Below are 16,585 nucleotides of genomic sequence, written 5' to 3' on the forward strand. Positions count from 1 at the left end.
CCGCCCTCCCGGTTGTGGTCCGGCGCGGCGCTCCACTGATCTTCCGCGCATGGGCGCCTGGCGGGCCGCTCGAAAAAGGCGTTTGGAACATTCCCGTGCCCCCCGAAAGCGCTGAAGAAATCATCCCCGACATCCTCATCGCGCCGGTGGTCGGTTTCGACCCTTCCTGCTATCGCCTCGGCTATGGCGGTGGTTTCTTCGATCGCACGCTTGCGGCACTGTCCAGGCGTCCGCGTGTCCTCGGCGTCGGCTACAGCCAAGCGGCTATCCAGACGATCTACCCTCAGCCGCACGACATTGCGTTGGACCTCGTGATCACCGAAGAAGGCATCACCACACCGGCGGCCGATACTCACGGAGTTCCCTGAACGCTGCTAATTGGCGGTGGAGTGCGGAAATCGCGGTCAACCTACCGCGCTACGCGCGCGGAGGTTTGCTCCCGCGCCGCCTTCCGGAACAGATATGCCGATAAGAGCCACAGCGCCGCGAAGAACACGGTCAGGAACACGATGGCTTCTGGAAAGCTCGGTGCCGTGGCCCGAAATCCGGCAGCCAGTGCGATGACACCTACCACCGCCTGAGCGAGCGCGGTCACCAACAACGCAGTGGCCATGCCGTCCGGCTTGAAACGCGCGACAACGGCGCCGGTGATTACGACCGCCAGCACTCCACCATACAACAGGTTGGCGGGGTTGCCCTCGGACCCAATGATGCCAACGGCAGCATTGATCCAGATGAGGAGGAACGCTGCGGCAAGTGCAATGCCGACGGCGGCTTGATAATCCTTGTTGCTCGTCAGCTTCGCTGCCAGCTCAAGAATGACACCGGTGCTGACGATCAGGGCAGCGGCGAAGGCGAAGTCGCCAGCATCCCATTTCACCTCGTCGGTGAACTGCTTCGCTACCAGGGGCACCAGCAATACGAGCGCAGCCGCGCCCCAGCCCGCCAACCTCCAACCGCTCCGTCGTCGTCCGCCGCCGTTCTCCAAGTCTCCCGCCATCACCTTGCCTCCTTGCATGAGCGCGGCTTCAACCTGGCTCGGTCCGGTAAGCAGCGTGAGCAAAATTTGGGGCTTTAGTGAGGAATGGCATCCGCCCAGCGATCGGGGCGGGTTGTCAATGTCCATGGTGGGTGGCGAGCGGACCTGGATGCTTCCAACGCCCAGACAGTCGAGGACAGGTTCGCGCGATCAAGCCATGGCCTGGGCGAGAGGCCACGAAGTGCCGGGCGTAGTGAAATCCTCTCCAGTAACGTGAAATGTTTTTGGTTGTGGCACCCCGACACTATCGGCACACCGGTAGGCCAGCAGGAATTGAGGAAGTTTGGGAGCGTGCCCTCCCGACCGCCTCACCGCGGATCACCAAATGCAGGGGCTCATCCGCAGCGCGAGGAAAGGCGCTACCGGACTGCGGCCGGGGTCATCCGAGAGGCGCTGGCGCTAATCGCGATCTGGCGCGAACGATCCCTGAAGCGGCGCCAACCCGCATCGATGTCGCGGCGGGATGGCAGGACATTGGCACGGAAGCGCCCGGCGTAGACCGGTATCGCTTCTAGCGCTGTTGAGGAGGTTCTACCATGGATAGGCTCAACCAGAATCCCACAGCCGCGGCGCTCGGACCCGCCAGAGCCACTTGCCAACCTGAGAGGGACATCTGCCATGGGGCTGGGGAGGCGGTTGCGAGCAGTGATGAGGCTCAGTTCATCAGCGCTGTGACAGAGATGGCACGTTCCGACGCCGACTTCGTCCAGATTTACATGGTCGTCCGCCGCTACCGCGCCGAGGTCGTGCGAAAAGTCCTGGCACGGATATTTGCACGTGTGTTCTCTAGCAAAGAAGAGAACAGAGCGCGGTTGCGGCGGTAGCTGGCTGAGCGTTTTGCGCCATTTGGTGGCCGCGCCGATGCTTCCAGGAAAACCGAAAGGTGATCTCGATTCTCCAAAGATGAAATCTTCCTGATTGCCGCTGACGATCTGTACAGGCACTCAAGGGTTCTGAAACCCATGAGGTGACGGAATGCCCGGCCGCTTGCTGCTCAAGCTGTGGAAGATGTTCCTTGCCTGGCGGAGACGGGAAGCCGAGGCCCGGTTTCTGGCCACACGTTCGGATCACGAGTTGAAGGAACTCTGCCTGGATCACAACACGATCAGGCGGATACGTTCCATTGCGGGAACTCACCTGGACGATCCCACTCGAAATCTGTTTTGCTAGCTCGGTTCGCCTGCGGATCCTGAGAAGGTCCGGCCCGTCGAGCAGGCCGGAGCATTGAAGTCTCGAAGCGCGTCGTTCAGGCACCTCGATAATTGGCGCGGCGTCGTTCGATCCAGGCATCCAGCCCCTCGCGCAGGTCATGACTGGGGACCATGCGCGCGAACTGCTCACTTTCCATCATGAGCCCCTCGCTGATGCTCATGTTCAATCCGCGTGTAACAGCAGTGAGAATGCTCGCCACCGCCAGCGGCGAATGCTGCATGATGCGGCGAGCCAAATCCCGCGCCATGCCAGGCAGCGACTCGGCTGGAACAACCGCGTTTACAAGCCCAATCTCAAATGCTCGCTGCGCATCGAACGGCTCGCCCATTAGCAGCAGCTCCAGTGCACGCTTGCGCCCGGCGAGGCGCGGCAGACGTTGCGTACCGCCGAAGGTGGGCGGCATGCCCAACCGGATCTCGGGCTTGGCAAATGCGGCGTTTTCGCTCGCCACCGCGAGATGCACCGCCTCGGTGATTTCGCAGCCGCCACCATAGGCCAGTCCATTGACCGCCGCGATGATCGGTTTGGTGAAGGATTCCAGCCGACTGGTCATGGCTTGGCCGCGGCGCACGAAGTCACGTACGGCGTCGTTCACGCCGGATCTCACGCTCTCGGAGAACTCGTGGATGTCGCCGCCCGCCGAAAAAGCGCGCCCGCCAGCCCCGGTTAAGATGAGCGCCTGCACTGCCGTGTCGGTCTCCAGTTCGTCGAGCAGGTTCATGAGGCGATCTGCCATCTCGTAGTTGATCGCATTCAGGCGCTCGGGCCTGTTTAGCGTGAGGGTAGCGATCCCGCTGTCGATTTCGCAAAGAACCGTCATCTCGATTCCATTCTCCTTCTTGGAACGAAAAGAGCGTTTCCTCGATCGAGACGCGGTTCAAGCGAGATAGACTGCCGATTGATGAGGAGAACTTGCCGATCGACGACGGCGGAGACGCACGGCGAGAATGGATGAAGAAAATTCGCATGATGAGAGCAAAATTCATGGACGGAAGCTCGTGTCAGGCAGATGCTCCGCTTACGATATTGAAGGCAGACCCGGTAACGGGGAAAGCGGGCAGGATAGAAGAGCCAGAAGCCCGATCATCGGGTCGGCAGCAGACGCTAGAGCTAGAGGATTTCCCCTACGGTCCGCGGACAAGATCCGTTGTGGCGATACGGACCGCCAGGGCCTCGTGACCAATGCTGTTTGCCGCAATTGCGCTCGTCCGTTGTACGTTCGACAGAGGAAGAACCGTGCCGCTCAATCTCCCGCCGCTTGCTTCGCTGCGCATCTTTGAAGCTGCCGCTCGTCTCGGCAGCTACCGAGAGGCTGCCGCGGAACTGAACCTTACCCCGAGCGCGATCAGTCACGGAATTGAGACGCTGCAGAACTGGGTCGGAGCGCCGCTCTTCCGGCGTGAGGGCCGTCGGCTGATACTAACCGAGACTGCGGAGGACTTCCTACCCTATGTCTCCGAAGGCCTGTCGCTCATCGCGGTGGGGGCAAGGCGCGTCTCGCCGTTGGAGGACGACCGCCGCGTCTCGATCAGTGCACCACCGACTCTCGCATCGCAATGGCTGGTCCCACGCCTTTCCCGGTTCCAGGCGAGGCATCCAGAGGTCAAGCTACTGATCGACACCAGTCACCGGCAGGTTGTCTTCCCGCTCGAGGACGTCGATCTTGCCATCCGTATGGGCGAAGGCCGCTGGGCGGGCACGGACTCGACGCTGCTTTTCCGCGAATATCTGGTGCCCGTCGCGAGTCCTGCCTACCGCCGGGAGATCATGCGCGATGGCGAGGTGAAGTGGACGGAGGCCAATATCATCCACCTCCGCACCGCCAGCCGGGACTGGGAGGAGTGGCTTGCTCGCCAGAGCCTTGCGATCGAATCGCGCGGCCAGTTCCACGTAGACATGATCTCCCTCGCCATGGATGCTGCCGCTGCCGGGCTCGGCATCGCGCTCGCCCGCGAGCCGCTCTGCCGGAGCGACATCGACGCCGGGCGGGTCGAGACGCTCGGTTTCGCACCGCTGCCGATCGAAACCGGCTATTGGGCCACCGTTCCGAGCGGCAGGGAGCCGCGCCGGGACGTGAAGGCGTTCTTGTCGTGGGTGGTCGCCGAGGCGGCCGCAGACGGATGCCCGTGGCAGCATGAGACCGCGCCTAAGTCGAAGTCCGCCTGACGGGGACTGGACGATCAGGACGAAGGTTCGAGACGATCACAGGCATAGAAACCGGTGCGGTCGAAAACAATGGGGCCGACTGGGCCGCAGCGATCAAGCAGAGCTTCCGCCTGCTTCAGCAATCGCGGAGAACGACAGCGTCACCAGATACGCCGCAAGCGTGGTGATGCCGCTCAACTTGAAGGCCTCCTCGAGCAAAACACTGCCCCGGAATTCCAACAGATCGGACACTGTCGAGAGAGCCAAGCAGGCCAAGGCAACGCCGAGCAGGAGCCACTGCGTTGTGTGCAGAATGGGCAACGTGCTGATCACAAACGCGATCAGGAAGAGGGCATACCCAGCCAGCACGATCGGCTCCTGTACGCCGACAAGATGAGCATGCTCATGCAGCATGAAGAGGTCGTCAATGCATGCGATCGCTGTGAACAAACCGCCGAGGAGGAGCACGCGCCAACGCGTGTCTCTGATGCCCCTATGGGTCAGGAGCCGCCAGGAAAACAGCGCTATCGCCGAGGCCACCGCCCAAATCAGGATACCCAGATTCGAATAGGAGCCGTAATATGCGGGCTGACCAGCGACCGCATTGGTATCCCGGACCAGGTTCCAGTGGTCTATATCGTACCGGAACTCCAGAACCAGAATTCCTCCGAGGAGGAGGGCATTTAGCGAAAGGATCACAAAAAGGGCTGCCCACGCCTGGCTCCGAACTGTCCAGGAAAATGGCTTTAGAAGTGGCGGCAGCCATTGTCGTGTTGTCGGGGCCACGTCCGTCACAGAAACGTCTCCAAAGCTTCACAATCAGCACTTAACGCCCTGATGAAGAAGAATTTGAGGCGAAACCGAAAGGATATCCCGGGCCTCTTCAAATTTGATATCAATGCGACTCGTCAGGCGAGCTGTCCGGCGATCCTGTTCGAAGCGTTACTCCGGATTGCTCTCCAAGGCGGGTCTTCCTTCCGTGCTGTGCGGCTCCGGTTTGAGGCCGGGAGAGCGATCCTGCAAGCCTCACAGCCGAGGAGTTAACATCATGCGCGTTCGCGACGGAGAGATCGTCGAAGCCTGGGATCCATCAAGGGACAGGGACACCTCACCACAAGCGGGCCTCGCGGCATCTTGAGGTCTCCATCAGGCTTGAGCCTGTCTGCCTCAATGCGACGGGACCCGAACTCACCGCTGGAAGCGCATGCCTGAAGGTCTGCTCCAAAGACTCCAAGCCTCAAACCTGCCGGGACCCTATGCTGCCGAGCAGCAATGCGTCCCAATCTCGGCCGTAGAGATCCAGCTTTGCCGTTCCCTGGAAGCAGACATGGCCGGCGAAGACGTTGGAGGTCGCAGTTGCAGACGAACGGTCACCCAGGGCTGGCACGCGGAACGCCTGATTTGCGGACAATCACGTCACACTTGTCACTCCCATGGATTTGCCATGCTGCACTAAGTTTATCCAGCAACGCACCAAGTGCTTCGAACGGCGAAATGAAGATCCGAAGGAAGGAGACAGAAGCGATGAAGACACATAAGACCGGAACACGTGAAGAGTGGCTTGCAGCCCGGCTCCAACTGCTTGAGGCTGAGAAACAGCATATGCGCCGCGGTGACGAGGTGGCACGGCAGCGGCAGGACCTGCCGTGGGTGCGGATCGACAAGGAGTACCGCTTCGAGACCGAAGGTGGAAGCGCCTCGCTGGCAGATCTCTTCCAAGGGCGCTCGCAACTCCTCGTCTATCACTTCATGTTCGGCTACGGATTCCGGCTCACCGACGAGCGCCGGGGATGCACCGGATGCTCCCTGATCGCCGATCATTTCGACAGTGTCATCCCCCATTTGAACGGCCGCGACATCACCCTCATTTGCGAGTCGATTGCCCCGTTGCAGGAGCTCCAGGACTACAAGCGGCAAATGGGCTGGCGATTCCCGTGGGTTTCCTCGCTCGGGAGCGACTTCAAGTACGACTTTGGCGCCGCCTTCACCGAGGAGCAGCAGAGAAATGGCGCTGAATACAACTACCAGCATGTCGACAAAGCCGAGCCGCAGAAGGAGGGCATGAGCGTCTTTGCTCTCCAGGACGGTGCTGTCCACCACGCTTACTCCACCTACGCCCGTGGCACCGAGACCTTCATGGGGACTTACCGGTTCCTCGACCTTGCCCCGTGGGGCAGGAACGAGGACGGGCTCGAAGAAAACTGGTGGCGCCGCCACGACGAGTACGACAAGCGCTAAGCGGCCAGGATTCAAAAGGCGCAGTTCGAGAATACTCAGCGTTCACTCTCGTTATAGCCTGCATGCTCGCGCGGCCACCACACTGTATCCGTTATCCGGGGGCTTCGGGCATTTTGTCACCTCTATGCCCGTCCGGTTGCTTCCGGCTGGAACGTTTGCCGGCTGGGACTTGCACCCACTGGGAAGCGCCGCCTTCGCACGGCGCACGTGGAACATCGCCGTTCGGCGTGGATCGGCCGAACGGCTTAGTAGCGGAAGAAGCTGGCATCGGAACAGTTGCCGACACGAGGGCCAGCGGCCTTAAAGAGCACAAATACAACCGTTCAAATTATCCGAAATTCCAATCTACAAGCTTGCCGCTGATTGGCAATTCGCGCGCCGAAACGCCAGTGCAAAGAAGGCCTTATCCGGGATTGACCGCAGGAGGTGCGCCGTCAGAGCAGTTACTGCGACCGCGAATACAAGCCGCCCGACGAGCACGCCGAGAACGTCCGCGCCCAAAGCCATCACGATCAAAGTGTCTTCAATAATGCTATGTGCAAATCCCATGAAGACGCATGAAATGAAGACTTGGCGGGGTGACAGGTTGCCTGATCGCGCTTCGCGGATCAGCAATCCGCCACCAAAGGATATGCCGAGAAACAAACCGACGGCGGTAAACTGCCCCGTTTCGCCCTTTATTCCGGCGAGGCGCAGTGCCGGGGCGAGGATCTTCATCAACAGCGCCATGATGCCTGTCTGCTTCAACACCTCCAGCCCCCAGGCAAGAGCCAGGAGAATGGCGAGCATGTAGATAAGCGCCTCCATGAGCCCGCCAAAGAAACCGATCCAATCAGTGGAGGCAGCCACCGGTATCCAGGTTGGATCCAGCGTTTCCGCCAGCCAACCGGTAGTGGCCAACAGATGGTGGAGAATCATTGCGTAGACGATTGCACCGGCAATCCGGATCATCGTGGTGATCGCAAATCCCGGCCCGGCCTTCAGGATGATCTTCTGTTCGATCGGCAGGCCGTGCGCGATCACCACGAGCGCCGAAAATACTGTAATGTCGGCAACGGTCATCGAGTTGTGGGCACAAGCGTGAAGATCATCGCAATCGCGCCCCATATCCCCACAAGCATTCCCGTCAGCCAGGCAAGGCCCAATTCCGGCGGCAGCCCAAAAAGTCCCATGACTGGTGCCAGCGCAGGAGCGGCGAGGTTAATCAACCCGGTTCGCGACATCACCTCGGTCACGATTGTGACCGGAACCATGATGCGCACGAGTTCCCAGTAAATTTGCAGTGTTTCGCGGGTTTTGTGGACGGCGAATCTGAGCGCTGACATCTCGGTCTTCCCAAATTGTTGCCGTCATTACCTAGCCTGATCCCATTCGCATTTGCGGTCTAAAATTGCGCCTCTGTGCATTTTTATTGCATACTGGATTTTGCGATTTTGGAGATGTGGATGGATCGGATTGACAGGAAATTGCTGAACCTGCTGCAGCATGATGCCTCACGAACGAACGCCAACATGGCCGATGAGGTCAGCCTGTCCCCTTCGAGCTGCTTGCGGCGGATTCGACGGCTGCGTCAGGCGGGTGTCATCGACCGGATTGCCGCAATTTTGAACCCTGCCAAGGCCGGGCGCACGTTGAGAGCCGTGGTGACAGTGGAACTGAGGCTTCACGGTGAACCGAATACGCGGCAGTTTCTCGATTTAGCGGTCAGGGAGGATGCAGTCGCCCAAGCTCATGCCGTCACAGGGGACGTTGATGCCGTCTTGATGCTGCGCCTGCGCGATATGGAAGAGTATGATGCACTTTGCCATCGGCTGTTCCAGGACCGGACAAATGTTGCACGCTACTGGACGATGATGGTGATCCGTACCGCCAAAGATGAAACTGCAATCCCACTATAAAAGGCGCTGGGTCGATGCAATAGCGTATTACGGCTATGGGCTCGTTCGCGACCTCAATCCCAGCATGTTGAACGTCTGCAATCGCCGTTGAGAACTAGGAAGCTGCCAGACTGCAACCCGGCCCCGCAACGGCCGCAGGAAATGATTTTCCAGCGAGTTTGCCGGCAAGCCACGCGAGAGGCTCCTTTGCGCCTTCAAAGTCGGTCGTAAAGTTTGGCTGATCCGCTGCCTGAAAACGGACATTACCAGCGACAAAGCTAATCGATGAATGGGTTGTAGCGATTGATCTTCGGCCCGAGGATTACGGCACGCATTCGCTTCAGCGCACCAAGGCCTCGATCATCTACAAGACGACCGGCAACCTTCGAGCAGTGCAAATCCTGCTTGGCCATACCCAAAATCCAGAACAGTGTCAGGTATCTCGAAGTGGACATAGAAGATGCGCTGACCCTCGCAGAGGGAACAGAATCTGACGACAATGGCGGCCTCAGTTCCGATCTGAGGCCGCTACTGGAGCAGCCTTCGAAAGTGTGCGCCAACGCGAAGCGGTATCTCTGACCATTGACACGAAAAAGCGGAGGTAATAACTGGTAAGACCAGTCGGGAGGAGTTGAAGCGCATGCTCTCCATAGAACGCGGAGACGAATTGGTGGGTGCCGAGAAGGTGTTTGGGTTTTTTCGCGAGCAACTTCTTTCCGGTGATCTCAAGACCGGTGACCGCCTCACGGGAGAACGCGAGCTATCCCTTTCGCTCGGCGTGTCGCGACCGGTGCTGCGGGAGGCCCTGCGCTCCCTGGCAATGCTCGGCTTTCTCGAAATCCGTCACGGCAAGGGGGCTTATGTGAAGGCGGCCGACGTGGCGGTGCTGCGGGATTTCTTCACTTTCAGCCTCACTCAACAGCCCGACGTTCTCGATGATGTCATGCAGGCACGCATCGCTATTGAGTGCCAAGCCATTCGGCTCGCCTGCGAGCGGGCAGGAGACAGCGACCTCACACGCATCAGTAACTGCCTGTCCAAGTTGATGGACACGCTTGACGATCCTGAAGCCGGCGGCGAGGCTGATTTCGCTTTTCATCTGGCGCTGGTCGAAGCCGGTCACAGCCCGGTGCTCCTGACGCTCTATGAAGCGATCTCCGAACTCATGAAACGCAGCCACAAGGAGCGGCGGCAGCTCACCGTCTCGGTTCCGGGCATCAGGGATTACCTCGTCGACGCGCACCGTGAGGTTTTTTTGTCCATCCTGTCACGCGATCCAGACCAGTCAGAGCAGAAGCTGCGTGACCATTTCGCCATCGGCGACGAGTTCCGCCGCAAGAGCTACATCGTCGCCTACTCGAAGGCGGCGGGACCTCAGAGAAAAGACTGAGCTAAAAGGGAAGGAGACACTATGAAGACGTTCAGCATTTCACGCGCCCTGGCAGGTGCCGCGCTTGCGCTCGGCCTCGCCGCGACGGTCGGCAACGCACAGGAACTCCGCTATGCGCACGTCGGAGCCGAGGGCGACATTCAGACCCGGTATGCGGCGGAAGCCGCCGAAGCGATCGCGGAAGCCACCAATGGTGAAGTAACGATCCAGGTCTTCCCCGCGAGCCAGCTTGGCGGCGTGGCCGAGATGGTGGACGGCGTGCGCATGGGGTCGATCGGCATGGGACATCATGACTTCGCTTCGCTCGCCCGTATCGTGCCGGACGTCGCCGTGTTCAACGCGCCTTTTATATACCGCGACGGGGCGCACGCATTGGAGGCCACCGACCCGGCCAGTTCGCCCGCCCTGCAGGAGATTAACGAAAAACTGATCGAAGAAGGCGGCGTGCGTGTTATCGGCCGCATATATCGCGGCGCGCGCCATATTTCCTCGAATTTCGAGGTGAAATCGCCCGAGGACCTCACCGGCAAGCCGTTCCGTGCCGTGCCGCTCGACCTCTGGGTGTCGATGGTCAAGGGCTTTGGCGCCACGCCGACGCCGGTCGAGGTCTCCGAACTGCCCACGGCCCTTATGACGGGTCTGGTCGTCGGCCAGGAGAATCCGCTCACCATGATCAACGCCAACAAGCTCTACGAAGTGCAGTCGCATGTCGCCATGACCGGCCACATGCAGTCGATCCTCGCCGTGTTCGTCAATGAGGAGGCGTGGCAGGGACTCTCCCAGGAACATCGTGACGCGATCACCGAGGTGCTGGACAAGAAGGCACACGAGTCGCTTCAATGGGCCACCGAATCCGAGGCCGAGCTGGTGGAAACGCTGGAAGGCCACGGCATGACCGTAATCACGGAAGAGGACGGCCTCGACCTGAATGCCTTCAGCGAGCGGGTGCTGGAGCAAATCCGCACGGATTTCCCGAGCTACGAACCCTACATCGAGCAGATTGGACAGCTTCAGTAGCCAATCTCATCCGCGGAAGCGGCGGTTCTGCCGCTTCCGCTAAACCTCTCCCCCGACGGTTTCAGCCATGTCGCTTGTGCGAACAATCCTGAGCGGTTTCTGCGTACTCGTGCTCGTCGCCCTTACGGCGGTGCCATTCGTACAGGTCGTGTTGCGTGACCTGTTTGGAGCTCCGATCGTCGGCGCGGAAGAATTCACGCGCTTTCTTCTCATTGTGCTCGTCTTCACGGCTTTTCCGCTCGTCGTGATGGATCACGAGAACATCGTGATGGCGGAACTTCGCGAACTTCTGCCGCACTTCGCGCGTCGGTTACTGGCCGTTCTCACGGCGGTAGCGGGAGCGCTGGCGGCGGGTTTCGTCGCATATGTGACATGGGGAACCATTTTCAAGAATCTGAGTAATGCGACCCCGACGCTCGGGATTCCGTTCTGGGTTTTTCTCGGCTCGACCTTTTTCGGATTCGCCGTTGCGGCCCTCCTGCACCTCCTGGATCTTCGGCGTCCGCCGCGTGAAGAAACCAAGGTTCTGTGAGGCGACGTCATGGGCCTGGCGATCATCGCAGCATTTCTCGTTCTCTTCCTCATCGGCATTCCGGTCGTTTACGCGATTCTCATACCCTCGATCATTTATGTTCTGATTGAAGGCCTGCCGTTCGGACTGCTCGCGCAGCGCGTCACATACGCACTCGATTCTTTTCCGTTGGTCGCGGTGCCGATTTTCATCTTTGTCGGCAATCTCATGAATTCGGCCGGGATCACCGATCGCATTTTCCGCTTCGCCGATACGCTCGTGGGGCGCATACCGGGTGGTTTGGCGCAGGTGAACGTGTTTTCCAGCCTCATCTTCTCCGGGATGTCGGGCGCCGCACTCGCCGATGTGGGCGGGCTCGGTAAAATCGAGATCCAGGCAATGCGCAAACGCGGGTTCACGGCGCCATTTTCGGCCGCTGTGACCGGAGCCTCCGCCGTTGTCGGCCCGATTTTCCCTCCAAGCATCCCGCTCATCGTCTATGGCTCGATCACCAGCGTCTCGATCGTGCAGCTGCTCGTTGCAGGTATCCTGCCGGCGATCATCTGTGTCGGGCTGCTGATGATCACAGTGGCCGTGCTTTCCTATCGCCGCAATCTGCCGAGAGCCGAAAGGTGGCCACGGCCGTCGGAAGTCGGGCGCGATCTGCTGCCGGCGGTGCCAGCGCTCGTCGCACCGATACTGATGATTTCCGGCATGCTGGCGGGACTGTTCACGCCGACGGAAGCGGCGGCGGTAACGGCTGCCTACGTTATTCTCATCAGCTCGCTTTTCTACCGTGACCTGACATTGCCGCACCTGTGGAGCGCGCTGCTGGCGACGGTTCGCAGCACCGGCGCCATTCTGATCATCGTCGCGGTCGCGGCGCTGTTCGGCTGGATCCTTGCCGTCGAGCAGGTGCCGCAGGACTTCGCGCGCTGGATCCTTCAGTTCAGCACCAATCCGATTGTCCTGTTGCTGATCGCCAATCTCATTTTCTTCATCGCAGGCATGTTCCTTGATTCGACCACGGCCACGCTGCTCGTGGTGCCGATCATCGCGCCGCCCATGGTGCTGGCGGGGATCGATCCGGTGCATCTGGGCATTCTGGTGATTTTCAACCTAATGTTCGGGCTGCTGACACCGCCGATGGGACTGGCCCTCTTCCTGCTGACGAGCATCGCCGGCATTTCGCTTCGGCAGTTGCTGCACGCGCTTTTGCCGTTTTATCTGCCGTTGCTTATAACGCTCGCAGTCATCACTTTTGCGGACGAGTTAGTGCTTCTGCTGCCCGGTCTACTCCGCTGACATCGCAACTAAAAGGATCGTGAGATGCGTATCGTAATCGGTTCCGACCACGCTGGTTTTCCCCTGAAGGAAACCGTCGTGGACTTCGTGCGTTCGCTTGGCCATGAAGTGGAGGATGTCGGCTCGTTCGACGATAAGCCGGTCGATTTTCCCGACATTGCACGCGCGGTGACCGGTCGCATCGCATCCGGCTCCGCCGAACGCGGGCTCCTTGTCTGTGGAACAGGTGTTGGCGCTGCAATCGCGGCGAACAAAGTCAAGGATATCCGGGCGGCCGTGTGCCACGATGTGCATTCAGCACATCAGTGCGTCGAACACGATAACGTCAACGTCATGTGCATAGGCGCACAGATTGTCGGGCCGTGGCTAGCAAAGGATTTGATCGCGGCGTATCTCGCTGCCGAATTCTCGACCGACGAGGAATTCCGGCGCCGGGTCGAAAAGCTCGCCGAAATGGACGACGCGCGGTAACGGAGGGGAGTGTCTCGTCCCGGCATTCACTTTGAATTCGCCGCCCGTTTCGTCTGACTTGTTTGTTCCCGAGCTTTGATATGCATACTTTTCGCAAGAATGGCGAGATGCGCTATCGACCGTCCTTCTGACCCATTCGGCGGCTGCGGCGACTTGCAAGCGCTACGGCCTTGAACAGAAGATTGTTGAAGGCATAGAGATCAGCCGGTACCTTGAGTAGTGTAAGCGCCGAGTATAACGACAAAGCGGCGAGCCCTGTCGGTCATGCTTATGCGCCAACCCTGGCAATAGGGGCACCTCCGCGGTACGCCCGCAGACTGGCGCGCTCGAGCGGCGCAATCACTGGGAGAAGACGAGCCACGCATTGCTGGTCGGCGCGATCCTCCACGTCCTCTACGCGGAGCAGGACAAGACACTCGCAGGCGTTGCCGCCTTTCTTTCCGATCCCAAACGTCCGATCGAGTCAACGCTCGCTGCCATGATGAAGACCCCCATCTTGGCGAAGGTGGACCCCATCCGGTGGTAGCGAGCGCTGCGCGGGAACTGCTGAACAAGTCGGACAACGAACGAAGTGGCGTGCTCTCCACAGCCATGTCATTTCTCGGCCTCTATCGCGATCCCGTGGTGGCGCGAGTCACCCGGCGATGCGACTGGCGCATCATGGACATGGTCGGAGCAAAACACCCCACGACGCTCTATCTCGTTGTCCCGCCATCCGACATCAATCGGACCAAGCCACTGATCCGCCTGATCCTCAACCAGGTCGGCCGGCGCCTGACCGAGGATCTACACGCCAGTAGCGAGCGGCACAGATTGTTGCTCATGCTGGACGAATTTCCGGCGCTCGGCCGCCTCGACTTCTTCGAGAGCGCGCTCGCCTTCATGGCCGGCTACGGTCTCAAGAGCTTCTGATTGCCCAGTCTCTCAATCAGATCGAAAAGGCCTATGGGCCGAACAATTCGATTCTCGACAATTGCCACGTCAGCGTGAGTTTCGCCACCAACGACGAACGCACTGCCAAACGCGTGTCCGACGCGCTCGGCACCGCGACCGAAATGCGGGCGATGAAGAACTATGCCGGACACAGGCTCTCGCCCTGGCTCGGTCACCTCATGGTCTCTCGATCAGAGACGGCACGACCGCTGCTCACCCCCGGTGAGATCATGCAACTCCCACCCGCAGACGAGATCGTCATGGTCGCCGGCACGCCGCCGATCCGGGCGAAGAAGGTTCGCTACTTGGAGGACAGTCGCTTCGAGGAACGCATCCAGCCGCCACCGACGAAGACCGCGCCCGTAGAGGACCAGAGCGACGACTGGACCACACTGTCGTTGCCAGAGAGCCCTAAAGTTGTCGTGGACACCGTCACCAGCGAACTGGAAGAGGAGGACACGACCGATTCCGAACGCCGCCGCCAGCCCGAACTCAGCCACACGAAACCCATCGAGAAGAAGGCCCCGCTCAAAAACGAGTTTGAGATCGATTCCGCCGATGACGAACAAGAGGAGACTGCGCGCACGAGCGGGGTGAACCGCACGATGCAGCGTGTGGCGCGGCAGGTCTCACTGAACCCCAACGACGGCATGGAGCTCTAGGCTATGTCCAGCCGCAAGAAGAAGGCGCAGGTCTCCGTCTATCTCGATCCGGACATCATGACGATGCTGGTGGACTACGCCGCACGTCGCGAGCAATCACAGTCCATGATCGCGGAGGCGGCCATAGCCTCCTTCCTGTCGCCAGACGACGCCGAAAGGCGAGAGGCGGCAATCGTCAAGCGCCTCGACCAACTCGATCGCCGCATGACGCGACTGGAGCGCGATGTCGGGATTTCCGTCGAGACGCTGGCCATCTTCGTCCGATTCTGGCTGGCGACCACACCCGCCCTTCCGGAGCCGACCGCGCAAGCCGCGCGTGCCAAAGCCGGTGAGCGTTACGAGGCGTTCATCACCGCTCTGGGTCGCCGTCTTGCTAGGGGACCGAAGCTCAGGCAAGAGATTTCCGAGGATGTCGGCGACGTTCACTAGCGTCGACCGGCGTAACGCGGGTGTAGCTCGACTTCCGGCACATGACGGGTCGATCTGGACAAAGTTTTCCTCACATAGGCTCCGCCGGACTCTCTCCGTCGAACTCGGTGATGCCGGCCTGCGCTGGACGCTCAAGATAGGTCGACAGGGTGATGTAGTTTCTCGTGCTCTTCACGCCCGGGGCCGCGTAGAGACGCGCGAGAAGGGCTTCAAGTGCGCGGCTTGAGGCGCAGCGGACCTTGACCAGCATGCTCGTGTCGCCTGTGACCGAGTGAATTTTCTCCACCTCCGGCAAGTCGGCGATCGACATGAGCTCCTTCGTTGCCCCCCAGCTGGCGGTATCGACATGAACGAAGGCAAGGAGCGGCTTACCGATTGCCGGCCCATCGAGCAACGCCGCCGTTCGACGCACGCAACTTCTTGACTCGCTCGTGAACCGCAGGGGCGGACAGTCCAACCTTCTGCCCAAGCTCTGCGTAACTGATCCCGGCGTCGACGGTCAGGGCGGCTAATATTTTTCGGTCGAATGCATCGAGTACGCGCCCAGGAGAAGGCGCCGACCGAATGACGTCTGTTTTGCGGAGCACTTTCGTCCTTTTTCAGAATGGCATTCACTGATCATATGTTTTGTCAGAATTCAGTTTAGTCAGCGTGCGGGATCGCGCGCAACTTGTTTGTCCTGGCGGTATCGATCGATGTAGCCGGATGAACCCTGGCCCCGCAGCGGTCAGTATTGAATGGCCGTTCCGGCAATGATCAGGAGTTGAGCATGCCCAGGCAGATCCTGTTCATCCAAGGCGCTGGCGAGCGCGTGCATGACGCCTGGGACGACAAACTGGTCTTGAGCCTCGAGACTCAGCTTGGCGAGCAGTATGCCGTCCGCTACCCCCGCATGCCGAACGAAGCGGAGCCGCTTTACCCCGCCTGGAAGGCGACGCTGTTCAGGGAATTCGAGGAACTGGCCGACGATGCAATCCTCGTCGGCCATTCGATCGGTGCCACATTCCTCATTCATGCCGTCGCCGAACACCAGCCGAAGCGAAAGTGGGGCGCGGTTTTGCTTATCGCCGCACCATTTCTCGGCGATGACGGGTGGCCAGGCGATGAGACGGACCCTGTGACAGATTTAACGGAAGAGCTTCGCGCCGATGTCCCCGTCTTCCTCTACCACGGCACTGCGGACGAGGAGGTCCCGCTCAAGCACATTGAGCTCTACGCGCAAGCCGTTCCGCATGCGACGGCCCACGTGCTCGCAGATCAGGATCATCAGCTCAACAACGACCTGAGTGAAATCGCCCGGGATATCCGAAACGACTTTCGATTGCGCTGACCCCGGCGCAACCTCAATCTGATCAA

The 16,585-nt window shown here is 60.0% G+C and carries 14 protein-coding genes and 4 pseudogenes; 13 read left to right on the top strand and 5 right to left on the bottom strand.

The features are described from left to right. A partial coding sequence (locus SIN08_RS15760; protein WP_322452564.1) for a 5-formyltetrahydrofolate cyclo-ligase occupies nucleotides 1-368 on the top strand: 368 nt, incomplete at its 5' end. Between the two features lie 41 nt (nucleotides 369-409). Here SIN08_RS15760 and SIN08_RS15765 read toward each other — a convergent pair. Together SIN08_RS15765 and SIN08_RS15770 are read right to left on the bottom strand one after the other, a co-directional pair. Continuing rightward, nucleotides 410-1,126, bottom strand: a complete 717-nt coding sequence (locus SIN08_RS15765) for a hypothetical protein (protein ID WP_322452565.1) — start codon at nucleotides 1,124-1,126, stop codon at nucleotides 410-412. 1,159 nt (nucleotides 1,127-2,285) lie between these two features. Then, nucleotides 2,286-3,077 carry a crotonase/enoyl-CoA hydratase family protein gene (locus SIN08_RS15770; RefSeq protein WP_322452596.1) on the bottom strand — a complete coding sequence of 264 codons (792 nt, stop codon included), beginning with the start codon at nucleotides 3,075-3,077 and terminating at the stop codon, nucleotides 2,286-2,288. Between the two features lie 410 nt (nucleotides 3,078-3,487). Between SIN08_RS15770 and SIN08_RS15775 the strand changes: the two genes are divergently transcribed. Then, nucleotides 3,488-4,417, top strand: a complete 930-nt coding sequence (locus SIN08_RS15775) for a LysR substrate-binding domain-containing protein (protein WP_322452566.1) — start codon at nucleotides 3,488-3,490, stop codon at nucleotides 4,415-4,417. 93 nt (nucleotides 4,418-4,510) lie between these two features. On the opposite strand, the gene SIN08_RS15780 is transcribed toward SIN08_RS15775, so the two are convergent. Continuing rightward, nucleotides 4,511-5,191 (bottom strand): hypothetical protein, encoded by a 681-nt coding sequence (locus SIN08_RS15780; protein ID WP_322452567.1) that lies wholly within the window; start codon nucleotides 5,189-5,191, stop codon nucleotides 4,511-4,513. Nucleotides 5,192-5,920: 729 nt separating this feature from the next. On the opposite strand from SIN08_RS15780, the gene SIN08_RS15785 reads away from it, so the two are divergent. Next, entirely contained in the window at nucleotides 5,921-6,634 is a 714-nt protein-coding gene (locus SIN08_RS15785; RefSeq protein ID WP_322452568.1) for a DUF899 domain-containing protein, read from the top strand. A gap of 345 nt (nucleotides 6,635-6,979) precedes the next feature. Here the strand turns inward: SIN08_RS15785 and SIN08_RS15790 are convergent. After that, nucleotides 6,980-7,959, bottom strand: a pseudogene (locus SIN08_RS15790) (nucleoside recognition domain-containing protein). Between the two features lie 120 nt (nucleotides 7,960-8,079). Between SIN08_RS15790 and SIN08_RS15795 the strand changes: the two are divergent. The 9 genes and pseudogenes from SIN08_RS15795 (at nucleotide 8,080) to SIN08_RS15835 (ending at nucleotide 15,229) form a co-directional block, all read left to right on the top strand. Then, nucleotides 8,080-8,532 carry an Lrp/AsnC family transcriptional regulator gene (locus SIN08_RS15795; protein ID WP_322452569.1) on the top strand — a complete coding sequence of 151 codons (453 nt, stop codon included), beginning with the start codon at nucleotides 8,080-8,082 and terminating at the stop codon, nucleotides 8,530-8,532. A 254-nt stretch (nucleotides 8,533-8,786) separates the two neighbouring features. Beyond that, nucleotides 8,787-9,000 (top strand): annotated as a pseudogene (locus tag SIN08_RS15800) (integrase); the annotation flags it as partial. A 151-nt stretch (nucleotides 9,001-9,151) separates the two neighbouring features. After that, the gene (locus SIN08_RS15805) at nucleotides 9,152-9,901 is read left to right on the top strand and encodes a FadR/GntR family transcriptional regulator (RefSeq protein WP_416208085.1); all 750 of its coding nucleotides are present in this window, start codon (nucleotides 9,152-9,154) and stop codon (nucleotides 9,899-9,901) included. 21 nt (nucleotides 9,902-9,922) lie between these two features. Beyond that, the gene (locus SIN08_RS15810) at nucleotides 9,923-10,918 is read left to right on the top strand and encodes a TRAP transporter substrate-binding protein (RefSeq protein ID WP_322452571.1); all 996 of its coding nucleotides are present in this window, start codon (nucleotides 9,923-9,925) and stop codon (nucleotides 10,916-10,918) included. 109 nt (nucleotides 10,919-11,027) lie between these two features. Beyond that, nucleotides 11,028-11,450, top strand: coding sequence for a TRAP transporter small permease (locus tag SIN08_RS15815; protein WP_322452572.1), 423 nt, complete (start codon nucleotides 11,028-11,030; stop codon nucleotides 11,448-11,450). A 9-nt stretch (nucleotides 11,451-11,459) separates the two neighbouring features. Next, nucleotides 11,460-12,734, top strand: a complete 1,275-nt coding sequence (locus SIN08_RS15820; RefSeq protein WP_322452573.1) for a TRAP transporter large permease — start codon at nucleotides 11,460-11,462, stop codon at nucleotides 12,732-12,734. Nucleotides 12,735-12,758: 24 nt separating this feature from the next. Continuing rightward, nucleotides 12,759-13,205: a ribose 5-phosphate isomerase B gene (gene rpiB / locus SIN08_RS15825; protein WP_322452574.1), complete on the top strand. Its 447-nt coding sequence runs from the start codon at nucleotides 12,759-12,761 to the stop codon at nucleotides 13,203-13,205. A gap of 319 nt (nucleotides 13,206-13,524) precedes the next feature. Further along, nucleotides 13,525-14,800: pseudogene (traG, locus tag SIN08_RS15830) on the top strand (IncP-type conjugal transfer protein TraG); the annotation flags it as partial. Nucleotides 14,801-14,803: 3 nt separating this feature from the next. Then, nucleotides 14,804-15,229, top strand: coding sequence for a CopG family transcriptional regulator (locus SIN08_RS15835; RefSeq protein ID WP_322452576.1), 426 nt, complete (start codon nucleotides 14,804-14,806; stop codon nucleotides 15,227-15,229). Between the two features lie 70 nt (nucleotides 15,230-15,299). Here SIN08_RS15835 and SIN08_RS15840 read toward each other — a convergent pair. Next, nucleotides 15,300-15,816 (bottom strand): annotated as a pseudogene (locus SIN08_RS15840) (Lrp/AsnC family transcriptional regulator). Between the two features lie 146 nt (nucleotides 15,817-15,962). Between SIN08_RS15840 and SIN08_RS15845 the strand changes: the two are divergent. After that, nucleotides 15,963-16,559, top strand: a complete 597-nt coding sequence (locus tag SIN08_RS15845) for an alpha/beta hydrolase (RefSeq protein ID WP_322452578.1) — start codon at nucleotides 15,963-15,965, stop codon at nucleotides 16,557-16,559. The last annotated feature ends 26 nt before the right edge of the window (nucleotides 16,560-16,585 follow it).

It is taken from the genome of Chelativorans sp. M5D2P16, assembly GCF_034427935.1.
In the GTDB taxonomy this organism is placed as follows: Bacteria; Pseudomonadota; Alphaproteobacteria; order Rhizobiales; family Rhizobiaceae; genus Chelativorans.